Raw genomic sequence first — 16,081 nt, forward strand, 5'->3', positions numbered from 1 at the left:
CTAACCGTCCCAGCGTTTGTATAGGATAGTGGCGTTGGTACCGCCGAAACCGAAGGAATTGCAAAGCACGTATCGGACATCGGCCTTCCTGGAGCCGTCGGTGACGTAGTCCAGATCGCATTCCGGATCCGGCTCGACCATGTTGATGGTCCCGGGAATCATGCCGTGAAGCAGGGTCAGGACCGAAAAAACGCTCTCCACCCCGCCAGCCGCGCCGAGCAGGTGGCCGATCATGGACTTGTTGCCGGTGATGGCGATGGAGGCGGCATGCTTGCCGAAAACTCTCTTGATGGCCCGGGTCTCGGTGATGTCGTTAAGCTTGGTGGAGGTACCGTGGGCGTTGATGTGGTCCACCTCCTCCGGAGAGATCCCGGCTTCGTCCAGGGCGGCCCGCATGGCCAGGGACATGCCGGAGCCGTCCTCGTCCGGGGCGGTGATATGAAAGGCGTCGCCCGAAGCTCCGTAGCCCACCACCTCGGCCAGAATATTCGCCCCTCGGGCCTGGGCGTGCTCCAGGGTTTCCAGGAGCAGCAGGCCGCAGCCTTCGCCCATGACGAATCCGTCCCGACTGTTCTCAAAAGGCCTTGAGGCCAGTTGCGGTTCGTCGTTGCGGGTGGACAGAGCCTTGAGGGCGTTGAACCCGGCCATGGCCAAGGGCGTCAGGCAGGCCTCGGTTCCGCCGCAAATGGCCGCATCCGCCCGGCCCAGGAGCAGTTCGGAAAAAGCCGTGCCGATGGAGTGCAGCCCCGAGGCGCAGGCCGAAGTGGTGACCAGATTGTTGCCTTTGGCCCCGGTAAAGATGGACACCTGCCCGGAAGCCATGTTGGCGATCAGGGATGGAATGAAAAACGGGGAAATTTTCCGCGGCCCGCTTTTGAGCAGGGTGGCCTGGGAACGCTCCAGGGCGTCCAGCCCGCCGATGCCGCATCCGATGATCGCGGCGGTTCGATGCGCTCGCTCAGCGGGGATCGTCCAGTCGGCGTCCTCCAGGAGCATCTTGGCGGCGGCCACGGCAAACTGCGCGAACAGTTCCATCCGTCGGGTCTGTTTGGCCGGCATGTATTTCTCCGGATCAAACCCCTTGACCTCTCCAGCTATCTTGGTTGCGTGATCCTTGGCGTCGAAGCGGGTCAACGGGGCGATGCCCGACTCCCCCTTGATCAACCGTTCCCAACTGGTCCGTGCGTCCACGCCTAAGGGTGTGACCGCCGAAATACCGGTGACGACTACTCTTTTTCTGGACATGCTTCCACCTTGACTTGTCCGGCTGACGGGAAAAAAACGAGCGCCCCGTGATCGTGCCGAAGCGGATCACAAGACGCCCGAAACACCTAGCGGCTGCCTCGGAGAACCGGATCAGGCGACCTTGGACTGAATATAGGCCAACGCGTCCTTGACCTTGGTCATTTTCTGAGCGTCTTCATCATCGATTTCAACGCCGAACTCCTCTTCCATGGCCATGATCAATTCAGTCAGATCCAGGGAGTCAGCGCCCAGGTCGTCGACAAAGGCCGCATCCGGAGTCACTTGGTCGGCGGAAACACCGAGCTGATCGATAATAATTTTTTTGACCTTTTCTTCCATTGACATGATTGTTCTCCTTCCAGCTGAAAAAAGTAAGTGGTTTGTTTGCTTCTTCCGCACCGTACAGCGGAATACGGTCCATGACGAACGTCGTCCTCTACATGTACATGCCGCCCGTCACGCCGATCACTTGGCCGGTGATGTACCCGGCACTCTCGGACGCCAAAAAAGCGACGGAGTCGGCGATCTCTTCGGCTTGGCCGAAGCGACGCATGGGTATCCGTTCCATGTAGACGTTTTGAATCTCTTCGGACAAGCCCGAGGTCATGTCCGTGTCGATGAATCCCGGAGCAACAGCGTTGACCGTGATCCCCCGCGAGGCCAATTCCTGGGCAGCGGACTTGGTCAGCCCGATCAGCCCGGCCTTGGATGCCGCGTAGTTGGCCTGCCCGGCGTTGCCCATTTGGCCGACAACCGACGAGATGTTGATGATCCGCCCATAGCGCTGACGAATCATGAGCTTGGCCGCTTCCTGGAGGCAGACGAAGCTTCCGGTCAGGTTGACGCGCAGGACCGCTTCCCAGTCCGCCGGTTTCATCCGGATGATCAGGTTGTCCTTGGTCATTCCGGCGTTGTTCACCAGCACCTCCAGACGAACCTTGTCCTTGACGTGCTCCTGAAAAAAGGCGGAAACCGCCTGGGCGTCCCCAACGTCCAACCGAAACGCCTTGGCCTTGCCGCCGCGGGATTCGATGGCCGCCTGAACGGCCTCGGCCAGTTCCGGCTTGCTGACATAGGTCAGGTAGACCTGATATCCGTCCTGGGCCAGCCGCAAAGCCGCGGCCCGGCCAATCCCCCTGGAAGCCCCGGTGACCAGGGCGGTCTTGATCAATTCGCTCATGTCGTCAGTCCCGTCGTCTTGATAATCGATTCAGTATTGCAACAATGCCGCGGCCCAGTTCAATCCGCCGCCGAAGGCCGTCAACATAACTTTGCTTCCCGGGGGAATCAATGCCTTTTCTTGAGCTTCGGCCAGGGCGAGGGGAATGGAGGCCGCGGAGGTGTTGCCGTATTTTTCGATGTTCACGAACACCTTGTCCATGGGAACGTCCAGTCGGCCGGCAAGGGATTCGATGATCCTGATGTTGGCCTGATGCGGAACGACAAGGTCGATGTCCGAAGGGGTCAAACCGTTCTTTTCCAGTATCTGTTGACAGATGGCGGCCATGGAACGCACGGCGTGCTTGAAGATCTCCCGGCCCTGCATCTGAACGAAAAAATCCTCGGACACGGTCTGGCCGAGCTTCATCGGAGTCGCCGACCCGCCGCCGCGAACCACCAGTAAATCACTGAACGACCCATCGCCGTCCAAGAGCACGTCCAGCACTTCCGCGCTGCCCTGGGAAGGCTTGCCCGTGACCACCGCGGCCCCGGCTCCGTCGCCGAACAGAACGCAGGTTCCGCGATCCTCCCAGTTCAGGCGCGAAGAAATCACTTCGCTGCCGACAACGAGGACCATGGCCTCGGGATACAAAGCGACAAAAGCTCGTGCGGTCTCCAAAGCGAAGAGGAAACCGGAGCAGGCCGCCGAGACGTCCATGGCCATGCCCCGGGGAATGCCCAGCTTTTCACGCAGGATGTAGGCCGTGGAGGGAATGTAGGCGTCTGGAGAAAAGGTGGCCACCAGGACGTGGGTCACGTCCGTCGCGGCAACTTTGGCGTCCTCCAGCGCTCGTTTGGCGGCTTCGACGCCCAGCATGGAACAGGATTGTCCGGGCTCGGCGATCCGTCGCTCCCTGATTCCCGTCCGGCTGACGATCCATTCATCGTTGGTGTCCACGAAGCGTTGCAGGTCGATGTTGGTCACCACCCGCTCAGGAGCAAAGGCCCCGGTTCCGATAATATGTGCCGACATAGTCACGACCGCGCGCTGATGCGCGAAAAAAGTGAAAGGTAAGAAGACACAGGGAGAGTGACCGCGCGCTGAAACCTTCCGGAAGGATATGCAAAGGGCCTCAACTGACCACGCCGGGAGCTTCCTGCCCGAACTCACGTTCCGAGCCTTGATGCACCGTTAAACCCTGGGCTGGCGACTGTTCCGAGGCCTGATCGGCGACCCGACTCAAAAGGCCTTGCCCATTGTTCGACGACGGGGTTGTTCCAGTCCGACTGAGCTGAACGATATCCCGATTCTTGGCCAGTTCTTGCGCCAAATGGTCGTTGGAACGATTCCGCACGAAGGTCGCGGCCATGTGGATCGCGCTGCTCAAGGCCTTGGCGTTGGAGGCACCGTGACAGACGATTCCAATGCCCTTCAGACCCAACAGAGGTGCACCACCGTACTCGGCGTAGTCGATGCGCCGGGAAAAACGCCGCAGGGCCCCCTTGGCGAACAGGCACCCGCATTTGGACCAAAAACCGGCCAAGAGTTCCCGCTTCAGCAACCGGCCCAGAGAAACGGCCAAGCCTTCGCTCAACTTCAGGACCACGTTGCCCACGAACCCGTCGCAGACCACCACGTCCACGTCTCCGGTGAACACATCCCGGCCCTCGACGTTGCCCTTGAAGTTCAGGGAAGATTTGCGCAGCAGATCAAAGGCCAGCTTGACTTGGGAATTACCCTTGCCCTCTTCCTCGCCGATGCTCATCAGGCCGACCCGGGGCTTAGGCACCCCCAGCACGGACCTAGCCAGAACATCGGCCATCAAGGCGAACTGCAAGAGGTTGTGCGGCTTGCAGTCCACGTTGGCGCCCACGTCGATGAGCACCATGGGTTTTTTTTCCGTAGGCAGTATCCCGGCCAAAGCCGGGCGGTCGATGCCGTCGATCCTGCCGAGGATGAACATGCCGCAAGCCAGGGTTGCTCCGGAATTGCCGGCGCTGACCACGCCGTCGGCCCGTCCTTCCTTGACCAGTCGAAATGCGACCTGCACCGAACTGTTCTTTTTTCGGCGCAGGGCGTCCGAAGGCTTGTCCTGCATCTCGATGACCTGTTCGGCATGCACTACCTCCACGTCGGCGTCCGTCGCCTTCGCGGTGGCCAACTCCGCTCGGATATCCGGCTCACGACCCACCAGGATCACCCTGATGTCTTGCGTACGCAACGCATCCAGCGCACCGCGGATCACGACCGAGGGGCCAAAATCGCCCCCCATGGCGTCCACGGCGATGCAGGGCTTATTTTGCGACATCCGGCTCTTGGACGGCGATACGTTTCACACCTTTGTAGGTGCCGCAAGCGGAACATATCCGATGGGATCGCTTCAACTCGCCGCACTCGCAATAAATGGGATTAGGAATGGAGACGGCGTCGTGGGACCGACGCATGCCACGTTTGGAACGAGAAGTTTTCTTCTTGGGAAGTGCCATTGAGGGTGTCCTTAAGGAATGAATTAGTGGGTTATACGTTGCAATTTACTGGGTTTACGAGAGCTTCATAGAGTGGAACGCGGCCAGGCGGGGGTCGCTCCCGGAGGCGGCGCACCGACATTCGTCAAGATTCTTGTTCGCCCCGCATTCGGCGCACATCCCGCGACACAAAACCGTACACAACGGCTTCTCCGGCAGGGCCAACTGGAACTGCTCCCAAAGGAATCCGGCCACGTCCAGGTAGTGCAAGCCATCTTTGGCCACCACCCACCAAACATCGCTTGGGGCATCGTTTCGGGAGTCGCCGCCGGGATAGGCCTCGAATTCGTGAAACTCGGCCGTCACGGGATAGGTGAATTCCTCGACGCATCGATCACAAGACAGAACCAGTGAACCGCGCAGCGTTCCCTCCACCGTGCAGCCGTCCGCGTGCGGGACGACGCGGATCACCGCTGAAAACGGTTCCGCGATGCGATACGGCAGATGAAACTCCGCGATGGGGTCGGCCCAAATGCGCTGTTCATCAAAAGAAAACTCCCGGCCGTCGCCCGGGAGATTTGTGGTCTCGACAAGCAGTTCAATCATCTCTCTCTCCCAAAAGGGGCTTCGTATCTCTTCCCTGGTCCGTATGTCAAGAAATCTCTTGCCAAAGAAACCAAGTCCGGCTAATACGTTCGATTCCGTTTTTGCGAATGCGCGGCATGCTCCCCTGGCTCCTCTGCACGCACCAAGGGAGCGGCCCACCGAACGCTTTATGAAAGAGAAGAACGACTGGAATGGAAGCTGCGGCACCGCATGTCGCCCTTCCTTCGATTCAACGTCCATCATGCGCTTCAGCTCCGCACCAAAGCACATGGAGACGAGCACATGTCAACCTTTTGAGGAGTACAAACATGTCCAAAGTATGCGACATCTGCGGGAAACGCCCCCACACCGGAAACACCGTCAGCCACGCCAACAACAAAACCAAGCGGCGCTTCCTGCCCAACCTGCAACAGGTCCGGGCGCAACTGCCCAGCGGCGAAACCCGTCGCTTGAAGGTCTGCACCCGGTGCATCCGCTCCGATGCAGTAATCAAGCCCGTTGCGCGACAAGCAGCCGAAGCGTAATCTTATCGACGAATACCGCGACGAAAAAGGGCGACCCGAGGGTCGCCCTTTTTCGTCGCGTATCGTTTCTCTAGGGCCGCGTCTCCGGCCTGATTACGAACCAACTCCCTCTCGCTCCGCCCCGGCCAGTCTCCGCAGTACGCGGTCCTTCCCCAGGACTTCCATGATTTCATAAATCCCCGGACTTTTTGTCTTTCCGGTCAGCGCCACCCGCAAGGGCTGGGCCAATACCTTGAACGCCACGCCCCGGTCTTCAAGATAGTTCTTGAACAGCGCCTCAAGTTCCTGCTGCCCGAAGCTCAACGTCCCGGACAACAGGTCGCGCAAACGACCGAAATGCTCCTTAGCCTCCGGCGTCAAAAACTTGCTCACAGCGGCCTGATCCATGGGCAAGGCCTCGTCCTCCATCACGAAAAATTCCGCCATTTCCGCCATTTCGACCATGGTCCCGGCCCGGGGCCGCAACAACGGAACAATGGCGCGCAAATAGGCCTCGTCCGACCCGTCCAGCCCGCGCTGTGTCAGATGGTCGGCCAAAAGAGCCGCCACTCGGTCCTCCGGTTCGCTCTTAATGTAGTGGTTGTTCAGCCAGAGCAGTTTGCTCTGATCAAAAACGCAGGCCGCGGAACCCAGGTGATCCAGGCTGAAGTGCTCCAGCAGCTCTTCCAGGCTGAAAATTTCCTGATCCCCGTGGGACCAGCCCAGCCGGACCAGGTAGTTGACCATGGCCTCGGGCAGATAACCCATGTCCCGGTAGGCCGTAACCGATGTGGCTCCGTGACGCTTGCTCAGCTTTTTCTTGTCCGGCCCCAGGATCATGGGCACATGGGCGAACAGCGGTAGGTCCCGGCCCAGGGCCTCGTACAGCAGGACCTGCTTGGGCGTATTGCTCAGGTGGTCGTCGCCGCGGATGATATGGGTCATGCCCATGGTCACGTCGTCCACCACCACGGCCAAGTTATAGGTCGGCATGCCGTCCACCCGGCGCAGGACCATATCGTCCAACTGGGTGTTAGGCACCGCCACCGGCCCCTTGACCAGATCCCGGAACTGGGTTTCCCCGTCAGTGGGTGTCTTGAACCGCACCACCCGACCCGGACCGGCCTCCAGGCCCTTGTTGCGGCACCGACCGTCGTACTTGGGCACCGACCCGACGGCCCGGGCCGCGACGCGCATGGCCTCCACCTCTTCCGGGGTACAGCAACAAAAATAGGCGTGCCCGGTCTCCAGCAACTGATCGATATGTTGGTTGTACAAATCGACCCTTTGGCTCTGAAAGTGCGGCCCCTCGTCCCAATCCAAGCCCAGCCAGCGCATCCCGTCCAGAATGCCCTGGGTCATCTCCTCGGTGGACCTGGCCACGTCCGTGTCCTCGATCCGCAAAATGAACTTCCCGCCGTTCTTGCGCGCCCAAAGCCAATTGAACAAAGCCGTTCGCGCCCCGCCCACATGGAGATGCCCGGTGGGACTGGGCGGAAATCGCGTAATAACCTGGGTCATTGCCTGCTCCTTATGCAAGTAAGTGCGGGTCGAAGCCCGCCGAAAATCTGTTATTTTATTCCGATAGCCCGTTAAGCCGCCTGAACCGACCGGATCTCGGGCAGTTCCTTCAAGATGGTCTTTTCCACGGCGTTTTTCAGCGTTACTTGCGAAATAGGGCATCCTTTGCAGGCCCCCGTAAGGCGCACCGTGACCACGCCGTCCGCCGAGACGTCCACAAGTTCCACGTCCCCGCCATCTCGTTGCAAATGCGGTCTGATCGTCTCCAGCACCGCCTGGACCTTTTCCCGCATCATGCTCTCCTTTTCTCCACCCAGGGGCGGGCAAGCCGTCAACAAACCATAAAATATACCGGTTGAATCCCAACCCGTCAAACCTGCAAGGAAAACGATTCCCGAAGCTATGCAACGGATCAATTCATGAAGATCAATTGACGCTTCCCTGCTTTATCGTTTATCAACGATAAAGCAATTCGGGGAGCCCCCATGACCGACGTTCAGATCATTGCCAAATGTTGCAAGGCCTTGGGTCACCCGGCCCGGGTGACCATCCTGCGCCACCTGTTGCAAGCAGACCGATGCGTTTGCGGCGAGCTTGTGAACATCCTGCCCTTGGCTCAATCCACGGTGAGCCAGCACCTGAAGCTGCTCAAGGACGCCGGGTTGATCCAGGGGGAAATCGACGGACCACGTATCTGTTACTGCGTGGACAAATCACGCCTGACTTTGTTCAAGAACCTCATCGCCAAGCTGGAAGCGTCATGAAACCATTGCAGCCCTTTCCCATGGCCCCGCCCTCGCCCCATACGCCGACTCCAAGCCTTTCGCACGTCGTCGAGCCAAAAACTGATTCAAGCGCCGCCCCTTGTTGAGGCCCGCCGCCGGCCCCCGGTGCGGGGGCCGACGATCTGCCGGGCTATCGGATCGAACCTTATGTCGACGGGTTCATCGCCACCCCGACGGGACGCGTTCCCCGTGTCAGGACCCGACCAACATTTTGGGACCGCTTCGGCGACTGCCGTGCCCGGCTGGGGTTGGATCGCAACAACTATACCGTCAACCCGGGGCTCTACGCCGTCGGCGACCCGTCCCCCGACGCCCCGGTCATTGTCACGGCCAACTACAAGCTGACCTTCGACACGGTCCGTTTCGCCCTACGCGGCAGGGACGCCTGGGTGCTGGTGACGGACACCCGGGGCATCAACGTCTGGTGTGCCGGGGGCAAGGGTTCCTTCAACGCCGAAGCCGTGGCCCTCCAAGTGCGCAAGGCCAACCTGGACCGTGTCACGTCTCATCGCCAGCTGATTGTGCCCCAACTGGCCGCCAACGGCGTCCGACTTCGGGACGTGCGCAAGGCCACGGGCTTCGAAGTTATTTTGGGGCCGATCCGGGCCGGGGATCTGCCGCTCTTTCTGGACCAGGGTCCGGATGAGGCCATGCGGGAAGTCACCTTTACCTTCATGGAACGGCTTGCCGTGGTGCCCGTTGAGCTGGTCCTGGGCTGGAAAATCATTCTCGGGGTTCTGGCTGCGGCAGCGGTATTGAGCCTCATCGGGACAGGGTTTACCCCAGGGGCCGTCTTTCAGCGCTGGACCCTAGCCGCGACGGCCACTTTTTTCGGTCTGCTGGGCGGAGCGGTGGCCTTTCCGTTGCTGCTGCCCCGTTTGCCCACCCGCCTCTTTTCCCTGGCCGGGGCCGGTCTGGGACTGATCCCGGCCCTGGCCCTGCCGCTGCTCTTCCCGACCCCGGCCTGGCCCGTCCTGATGGGAGCGGGGTTGTGGACCATGACCCTTTCCGCCTGGACGGCGCTGAACTTCACCGGATCCACGCCCTACACGTCGCCCTCCGGCGTGGAAAAGGAAATGCGGGCGGCCATCCCCATCCTTGCCGGGTCCACGGTATTGTCCGTGATCTGCTTCGTCTGGGGAAACCTGCAATGAGGACGCATGCCATGAAACAATACCGCCATCTTCAAAACGTGGCCACTTTGGCCTATGATCAGGACAAATGCGTGGGGTGCGGCCTCTGCGTCGCTGTCTGCCCGCACCGCGTCTTTACGCTGCGCAACGACAAAGCCCACGTCCAGGATCGCGAAGCCTGCATGGAGTGCGGGGCCTGCGCCCTGAACTGCCCCGCCGAGGCCGTAGCCGTGACGCCCGGCGTTGGCTGCGCCTCCTACATCATTCAAACCTGGCTTTCGAAAAGCAGCGCTCCCCAATGCTGTTGAAACGCCGCGGCCCGCCGCCGGGGCTTCAGAAACAACCGTGATCCAACCCTCTGAAGCCATAACCCTCTATCCCTCACGACGAAAAATGCCCCCCGCACCCCACCACCCCATGGCCGACGTGGCCCTTCTGACAGAGAGCCGCTACGCCTGCAACGACGCGGCCCCGGACGACTGGTACCTGCGCAACATTCTGCGTGACGACGAGCTGCTGCAAAATGCCCTCACGGAACTTGGACTATCCTCGGTCCGTCTGGACTGGGCCGCTCCGGACGTGGATTGGTCGGCATTTCGCTGCGCCGTCTTCCGAACCACCTGGGACTACTTCGATCGGATAGCCGAATTCAACGCTTGGCTACGCCGCGTCCAAACGCAGACCCGGCTGTGCAACGCCCCGGAAACCATCTGGTGGAACATGGACAAACACTATCTCGCGGACTTGCGGGTCCGGGGCGTTCCGGTGGTTCCGTTCCGACTTCTTGAACCCGACGCCCCCCAGAGTCTACGCGACCTGCTCGACGACGCCGGATGGGAGGAAGCCGTGCTCAAACCCTGTGTTTCCGGGGGAGCCCGCCACACCTACCGGGTCCATCGCGACGTCGCCGACACGCTCCAGGAGCAGGTCCGTCCGCTTCTCGCCGCCGAGTCCTTCCTGCTTCAGCCATTCATCCGCGACGTGGTCCAAACCGGGGAGGACACGGTGATGGTCGTCAACGGCCGCATCACCCACGCTGTGCGCAAGGTTCCCAAAGCGGGAGACTTTCGGGTCCAGGACGATCACGGCGGTACGGTCTACCAGCTCGAACCGACCCGTGAACATGTGGAACTGGCCCAACGCTCCATGGCCGCCTGCGACCCGACCCCGAGCTATGGTCGGGTGGATATGGTTCGGGACGACTGCGGAAAGCTGATGGTCATGGAACTTGAACTCATCGAACCCGAACTTTGGCTGCGCCAATCCCCGCCGGCCGCCGAGGATTTCGCCCGGGCCATAGCCCAGGTCGCCGCCCGCCCCGTTCTTGAAAACACGCCCCAACCATAGCGAGAGCCCAGCCGTATGAATGAACAAGACCGCGAGACCATCAACCGAATCATGACCGAAATAGAGTGTCCAAAAGAGTTCCGATGCAAGCGGCATGACTTCGAGGATCTCTGTGAAGCGCGGGATTTCGGGCTGGACGGCTACATCAAGTGCCGCGATGATACTCCCTTGGATTGCCCATTTGCCCTGTCCTTCGGACATGACTACTTCTGCCGCTGCCCGCTGCGTGTTTTCCTGTCTAAGAAACTCAAGAAATAATGTAATTACCCAGATCAAAAAGACCGGGACAGACAATCGCCATTGTGCTTTGAACGTCGACACTGCCGCCGGATGCACTTCGCTTATCCGGCCTACGTAACGGCCCCGTTTCTGATGTAGGCCGGATAAAGCGAATGCCGCATCCGGCACATCAACTGAGTAGTTATGAAACAATCAACATTTGCCAAGAGCTTTGAAATCGGCTAAGAGTCCCTCCGTTCACTTGCCCCACTGGGGTTCCTTAGAGGAAAGTGCTCGCAGCGCAAGGCCTCCAAGGGATCCTCCCCTTCATGGCAAAACACAGGGGTTTCGACCGAAAGGCCGAAACCCTTTTTCTTTTGTTTACGCGGCCCTGGGCCGATTTCATTCAACCGTTCAACCATTCATACAGAACCCAGCACCATCATGTCCGTTCGCCTCGCTCCCAAAAAAATCCAGTCCCTTTTGCCCACGGACATTCTATTCCAGTCCGACTATTGGGCCCATGTCAAATCCCGCCTGGGATGCAGGCCCGTGGCCTTCGACATCCTTTCCCCGGAGCCAACAGCCTCCAACCCGGCCCGCGAGAGTCGCGGCGACGTCCTGGTCCTGCTCCAGCCCGTAGGCCGGGACAGCCTGGGAGCCTTCGTGCCCCAGGGGCCGGAGCATGCGCCGCCTGGGGATCATCGCGGACAGTATCTCGAAGACCTTTCCGAAGCGCTGATCAGTCACCTGGACCCTTCCGTGGCCTTCATCCGCTATGACCTACCCTGGGAGTCACGGTACGCTCGTGAAATGCACGTCAAAAGTTGGACCGCCTTTCCAGAGCCACGCATCCGGGAAATGCGCATGAACATTGGCACCAGACACTGGAACCTGCGCAAAGCGAAAATGGACATGACAGTGGCCAGTTCCCTGGTCGTGGATATCGATCGGGCGGAGGAGGAGATTTTGGCCGGGATGAAGGCGAAGACCCGCTACAACATCGGCCTGGCCCGGCGCAAGGGCGTCACCGTGACTCCGGCGTCCATGGACAAGCTGCTCACGTTCTACGACCTGTACCGCCAGACCGCCCGACGCAACGGCTTCCCCTCTTGCGATTATCGCCACTTCGTGGCGCTGTTCCAAGCCCACGCCCAAAAGTCCGACACTCCGGAACTGCATTTCCTGTTGGCCGGACATGAAAGCGATCTCCTGGCCGGAGCGATCGTCGCCATTTCCGGAAGTAACGCCGTTTTTCTGCACGGCGCTTCCTCCACGGCCAACAGGACGCTCATGGGTTCGTACGCCCTGCACTGGGCCGCCATGCGGCTGGCCAGGAGCCGAGGTTGCACCCGCTACGACATGGGGGCGGTCTCGCCCGTGGCCGCGCCGGACCATCCCTTTTACGGACTGTTTCGCTTCAAGACCGGATTCGGCGGAACCATCGAACTGCGTAGCGGCTCTTGGGACTATCCGTTGAACGAAGACGTCTACAGCGCTTATCGCAACGCGGACGCACTTTCCCAGCTCGGCGGCCTGTAGCTGCGTGGTTCAATTCACGCGCTCTTCCCACCACCACGAAAAAATGCCCGCGCCCTGGAACGTTATCCGTTCCAGGGCGCGAGCATTTTGAACACATGATCCACGACAAGTTTTGTCGCAATTTCCGATGAATTTCAGCCAGCGGAACTGTTCGTCATCATCGTTTCGCGGAGACCAAGTCCCATCAAAAGACCACCGCCGCGTAAATATCCATCAACCCAAACAACGCGAAAAGGCCGACGCCGATGATCCATGCTTCGAAGGAGAGAGCGATTTTACTGAAAATGAACATGGCGGAATTCCTCTTGGAATTGATTCAAAATCATAGCCTCATGTCTTCTTTTCTTTTCCCTGCCTTTGGTCACGCCGTCAAGTCCTGTCTTCACGATGCCTATTTTACCAAAACGTAGATTCGAAGTCATGAACGCGATCCGAGCCCGTGACATCCGCGTCGTCCCTGGGTAGTTTTCTCGGAAATGGAGCGTGATCGCAAACCAAGGAGGACGGCATGACCAAAACGCCGGAAGCCGGATATCTACGACTCCACGCCGCCGGAGTACTGCGAGCCCGTGCAGCCGAGGCGGTGGAGGCGCTTTGCTCCTGCACCGCATGCCCCAGACAGTGCCGGGTGAATCGACTCGAAGGGGAATTGGGCTTTTGCCGGGTCGGTCGCTGGGCCAAGGTGGCCAGCTACAGCCCGCACTTTGGGGAGGAGGAGCCGCTGGTGGGCAACGATGGGTCCGGGACGATCTTTTTCGCCCAGTGCAACCTGGCCTGTGTGTTTTGCCAGAACCACGACATCAGCCACCACGGAGAGAACGCCCCGGAAGCAACTCCGGAGCAGTTGGCCGTCGTCATGCTGGAATTGCAGGGCCAGGGCGTCCACAACATCAATTTCGTCACCCCGTCCCACGTCGTGCCCCAGATCCTCGAAGCCCTGGTCATCGCCGCGGACCAGGGGCTGCGTTTGCCCCTGGTCTACAATTCCAGCGGATACGACGGCCTGGAGACGCTGCTTCGGCTCGACGGCGTGGTGGACATCTACATGCCCGACGCCAAATTCTTTGCCCCGGATGCGGCCAAAACATACTGCCATGCCGAGGATTATCCGGAACGGGCCAAAGCGGCCCTCAAGGAAATGCATCGCCAGGTGGGGGATCTGGAACTGGACGACCGGGGCGTCGCCGTCCGAGGCCTGCTGGTCCGGCATTTGGTCATGCCCGGTGACCTGGCCGGAACGGCCAAGTGGATGGATTATCTGGCCGCGGAAATCTCGCCGGACACCTACGTAAACATCATGGACCAATACCGGCCGTGCGGCGAGGCAGGCGCGTTCCCGGAACTGGGCCGCCCGCTCACGGCCGGGGAGTTCGAGCAAGCCCTGAAAGCCGCGGCTCAAGCCGGGATCACCCGCCTGGACCAGCGACCAAGAGATCTGGCCGAGCGCCTTTGGCGGGCCCTTTTATAACGCATCCGAATCACGCATGCATGATCGGGAAAAGGGTCCGGGGCAGGGCGGATGTCAAAATGGAGGGACAGACATCTTGCCTGTCCATGCAGGCAGGATGCCTGCACTACCCGATTCATAAACGGTAATTCGCGACAGCCGTATCCCTAATGTGAATCAGGACGCTCCACGTATGGACGCGGCGACCTCGCTGAAGATCTGATGAACCATGGCTGCCTCCTCCCGGTCCGTGAACTGGAAACAAACCCGCTCCCGGCCGGAGCGGGCCATGTCCTCGTCCAGGGTCAGCTCAAGCTGGAAGCCGAATTCCTGGCCGCTTCCCAGTACGGAATCATCCAGGGGCGCAAGCGAGCCGACCCGCACATCGGATGCGCTTTCACACTCGATATTGCCGTAGAACCGATGTCCGTTGCCCACGAAATGTACGGTCCTGCCGCGCACGTAGACTTCTTCCAGGCTGCGAAAGGCCAGAAGCATGGCATAGGAACCAACGGCTTCGGAGGATGATGTCACTTCAGGTTGACCTGGTCCGCGACGGTGGCGACGGAGGCCACGGCGTCGTTCAGAAAATCGTCCAATCCCACCCCGATGGTTTCGCACTCCCGGATGATCTCCCGGTTCACCGCGGCGGCAAAGGCCTTGTCCTTCATTTTCTTCTTCAGGCTCTTGGCCCCCAGTCCCTCCAGCTTGGTAGGCCGGATCAGAGCCGCGGCGGAAACCAGGCCGGTGACTGTTTCAGCGCAGCGCAGCGCATGGTCGAAGGTGGTGGACGGCGCAACGCCGTTGCGCTCGCCGTTGTGAGCGCGGATGGCCGTCAGGGCTTCCTCGGGCAGGGCGTTGGCCAGCCACGTCGCCGCCCGCAAGCCGTGCTCCTCGGGCAGATCCTTGGTTTCATGGAAGTCCAGGTCATGCAGCAGCCCCGCCAGCCCCCAGACTTCCTCATTCTGCCCCAGTCGCCTGGCCAGTCCCCGCATCACCGCCTCGGTCTCCAGGGCATGATGCAGCATATGCTGTTCCTGGCCCTTGCTCGAAAGCAATTCCCAAGCTTGTTCACGCGATATCATGTTGTCTCCGTTGCTTATCCTTAAAAAATAATTTCCGTGCCGATCCCGCCCTTGGTGAACATTTCCAGAAGGATGGAGTTTTCCAGCCTTCCGTCGATAATGTGCGCCTTTTCCACCCCGGCTTCCACGGCTTCCAGGCAGCATTTGACCTTGGGAATCATCCCGCCGCGCAGTATGCCTTTTTCCAGGGCCTCCACGGCTTTGTGGCGATTCATGGACGAGATCAGATTGCCTTCGATGTCCAGAACCCCGGCAACATCCGTGAGCAGGATCAACCGCTTGGCTTCGAGTGCCGCTGCCACGGCCCCGGCCACGGCGTCGGCGTTGATGTTGTAGGTCTCGCCGTCGTCGTCCACGCCCACCGGGGCGATCACCGGAATGAACCCTTCCTTTTCCAGGGTGCGGATCAGGCCGGTGCGGATGTCCGTGACCTCGCCCACCTTGCCCAGGTCGATGATCTCCGGGGGCATGTCCTTGTGCGGGATGACCATCTCCATTTTCTGGGCGTTGATGATCCGCCCGTCCTTGCCGGAGAGCCCCACGGCCTTGCCGCCGTGCTGGTTGAGCAGGTTGACGATCTCCTTGTTCACCTTGCCCACCAGGACCATTTCCACCACGTCCATGGTGGCCTCGTCCGTGACCCGCAACCCTTCCCGGAACTGGCAGCAGATGCCCAATTGATCCAACATTTTGCCGATCTGCGGCCCGCCGCCATGCACGATCACCGGATTGACACCGATGTAGCGCAGCAGGACGATGTTCAGGGCGAACGCCCGCTTGAGCTGCTCGTCCTTCATGGCGTGCCCGCCGTACTTGATGACCACGGTCTGTCCGTAGAAATCCCGGATGTACGGGAGCGCTTCGAGCAGGGTTTTAGCTTTGGCGATTTCGTGTTGCATGAGGTTGTACTCGCTAAATCAGGTAATAGTGCGATTTAAGCAGGTTCGGAGCCAATCTCCTTTTCCGATATCGAAATCGTTTTCAATAGTGATTTCGACTGATGCCGTCACGGTTTGGAAGC

General features: G+C 60.1%; 20 protein-coding genes. 8 read left to right on the forward strand and 12 right to left on the reverse strand.

All coding sequences use genetic code 11. The features are described from left to right. The 7 genes from fabF to C6366_RS08440 all read right to left on the reverse strand — a co-directional run bounded on the left by fabF (position 1) and on the right by C6366_RS08440 (position 5,478). Positions 1–1,245, reverse strand: a complete 1,245-nt coding sequence (gene fabF / locus C6366_RS08410) for a beta-ketoacyl-ACP synthase II (RefSeq protein WP_107736980.1) — start codon at positions 1,243–1,245, stop codon at positions 1–3. Positions 1,246–1,356: 111 nt separating this feature from the next. Further along, a complete protein-coding gene (gene acpP, locus C6366_RS08415) occupies positions 1,357–1,590 on the reverse strand; it encodes an acyl carrier protein (protein WP_107736982.1) in 234 nt (77 codons plus the stop codon). Between the two features lie 91 nt (positions 1,591–1,681). Then, positions 1,682–2,425 carry a 3-oxoacyl-[acyl-carrier-protein] reductase gene (fabG, locus tag C6366_RS08420; protein WP_107736984.1) on the reverse strand — a complete coding sequence of 248 codons (744 nt, stop codon included), beginning with the start codon at positions 2,423–2,425 and terminating at the stop codon, positions 1,682–1,684. 30 nt (positions 2,426–2,455) lie between these two features. After that, positions 2,456–3,445: a beta-ketoacyl-ACP synthase III gene (locus C6366_RS08425; RefSeq protein WP_199221467.1), complete on the reverse strand. Its 990-nt coding sequence runs from the start codon at positions 3,443–3,445 to the stop codon at positions 2,456–2,458. Between the two features lie 94 nt (positions 3,446–3,539). Next, positions 3,540–4,715, reverse strand: a complete 1,176-nt coding sequence (gene plsX / locus C6366_RS08430; protein ID WP_107736986.1) for a phosphate acyltransferase PlsX — start codon at positions 4,713–4,715, stop codon at positions 3,540–3,542. Continuing rightward, complete coding sequence (rpmF, locus tag C6366_RS08435) at positions 4,702–4,893, reverse strand: 50S ribosomal protein L32 (RefSeq protein ID WP_107736988.1); 192 nt, start codon at positions 4,891–4,893, stop codon at positions 4,702–4,704. The genes plsX and rpmF overlap by 14 nt, the downstream gene beginning before the upstream one ends. A gap of 54 nt (positions 4,894–4,947) precedes the next feature. After that, complete coding sequence (locus C6366_RS08440) at positions 4,948–5,478, reverse strand: DUF177 domain-containing protein (protein ID WP_158269700.1); 531 nt, start codon at positions 5,476–5,478, stop codon at positions 4,948–4,950. Between the two features lie 308 nt (positions 5,479–5,786). Between C6366_RS08440 and rpmB the strand changes: the two genes are divergently transcribed. Continuing rightward, positions 5,787–6,002 (forward strand): 50S ribosomal protein L28, encoded by a 216-nt coding sequence (gene rpmB / locus C6366_RS08445; protein WP_107736992.1) that lies wholly within the window; start codon positions 5,787–5,789, stop codon positions 6,000–6,002. Between the two features lie 93 nt (positions 6,003–6,095). On the opposite strand, the gene gltX is transcribed toward rpmB, so the two are convergent. Together gltX and C6366_RS08455 are read right to left on the reverse strand one after the other, a co-directional pair. Beyond that, positions 6,096–7,502, reverse strand: a complete 1,407-nt coding sequence (gene gltX / locus C6366_RS08450; RefSeq protein ID WP_107736994.1) for a glutamate--tRNA ligase — start codon at positions 7,500–7,502, stop codon at positions 6,096–6,098. A 71-nt stretch (positions 7,503–7,573) separates the two neighbouring features. After that, a complete protein-coding gene (locus tag C6366_RS08455; RefSeq protein ID WP_107736996.1) occupies positions 7,574–7,795 on the reverse strand; it encodes a NifU family protein in 222 nt (73 codons plus the stop codon). 192 nt (positions 7,796–7,987) lie between these two features. On the opposite strand from C6366_RS08455, the gene C6366_RS08460 reads away from it, so the two are divergent. From C6366_RS08460 to C6366_RS08490, 7 genes are all read left to right on the forward strand, one after another. Continuing rightward, positions 7,988–8,266, forward strand: coding sequence for a helix-turn-helix transcriptional regulator (locus C6366_RS08460; RefSeq protein ID WP_107736998.1), 279 nt, complete (start codon positions 7,988–7,990; stop codon positions 8,264–8,266). Continuing rightward, entirely contained in the window at positions 8,263–9,441 is a 1,179-nt protein-coding gene (gene hgcA / locus C6366_RS08465) for a mercury methylation corrinoid protein HgcA (protein WP_255412088.1), read from the forward strand. The genes C6366_RS08460 and hgcA overlap by 4 nt, the downstream gene beginning before the upstream one ends. An 11-nt stretch (positions 9,442–9,452) precedes the next feature. After that, the gene (gene hgcB / locus C6366_RS08470; RefSeq protein ID WP_107737002.1) at positions 9,453–9,728 is read left to right on the forward strand and encodes a mercury methylation ferredoxin HgcB; all 276 of its coding nucleotides are present in this window, start codon (positions 9,453–9,455) and stop codon (positions 9,726–9,728) included. Positions 9,729–9,813: 85 nt separating this feature from the next. Continuing rightward, entirely contained in the window at positions 9,814–10,767 is a 954-nt protein-coding gene (locus C6366_RS08475; protein WP_107737004.1) for a RimK family alpha-L-glutamate ligase, read from the forward strand. Positions 10,768–10,782: 15 nt separating this feature from the next. Further along, entirely contained in the window at positions 10,783–11,025 is a 243-nt protein-coding gene (locus C6366_RS08480) for a hypothetical protein (RefSeq protein ID WP_107737005.1), read from the forward strand. A 405-nt stretch (positions 11,026–11,430) separates the two neighbouring features. Further along, entirely contained in the window at positions 11,431–12,528 is a 1,098-nt protein-coding gene (locus tag C6366_RS08485) for a peptidoglycan bridge formation glycyltransferase FemA/FemB family protein (protein ID WP_107737007.1), read from the forward strand. Between the two features lie 508 nt (positions 12,529–13,036). After that, positions 13,037–13,996: a radical SAM protein gene (locus C6366_RS08490; RefSeq protein WP_107737009.1), complete on the forward strand. Its 960-nt coding sequence runs from the start codon at positions 13,037–13,039 to the stop codon at positions 13,994–13,996. A 156-nt stretch (positions 13,997–14,152) separates the two neighbouring features. On the opposite strand, the gene C6366_RS08495 is transcribed toward C6366_RS08490, so the two are convergent. From C6366_RS08495 to argB, 3 genes are read right to left on the reverse strand one after another with little or no spacing between them, the layout of a single operon-like run. After that, positions 14,153–14,509, reverse strand: coding sequence for a hypothetical protein (locus C6366_RS08495; RefSeq protein ID WP_107737011.1), 357 nt, complete (start codon positions 14,507–14,509; stop codon positions 14,153–14,155). Further along, entirely contained in the window at positions 14,506–15,060 is a 555-nt protein-coding gene (locus C6366_RS08500; RefSeq protein ID WP_107737012.1) for an HDIG domain-containing metalloprotein, read from the reverse strand. The genes C6366_RS08495 and C6366_RS08500 overlap by 4 nt, the downstream gene beginning before the upstream one ends. Positions 15,061–15,080: 20 nt before the next feature. Beyond that, positions 15,081–15,959 (reverse strand): acetylglutamate kinase, encoded by an 879-nt coding sequence (gene argB / locus C6366_RS08505; RefSeq protein ID WP_107737014.1) that lies wholly within the window; start codon positions 15,957–15,959, stop codon positions 15,081–15,083. Positions 15,960–16,081: the final 122 nt, after the last annotated feature.

Origin of the sequence: Desulfonatronum sp. SC1, assembly GCF_003046795.1 — a bacterium.
GTDB lineage: Bacteria > Desulfobacterota > Desulfovibrionia > Desulfovibrionales > Desulfonatronaceae > Desulfonatronum.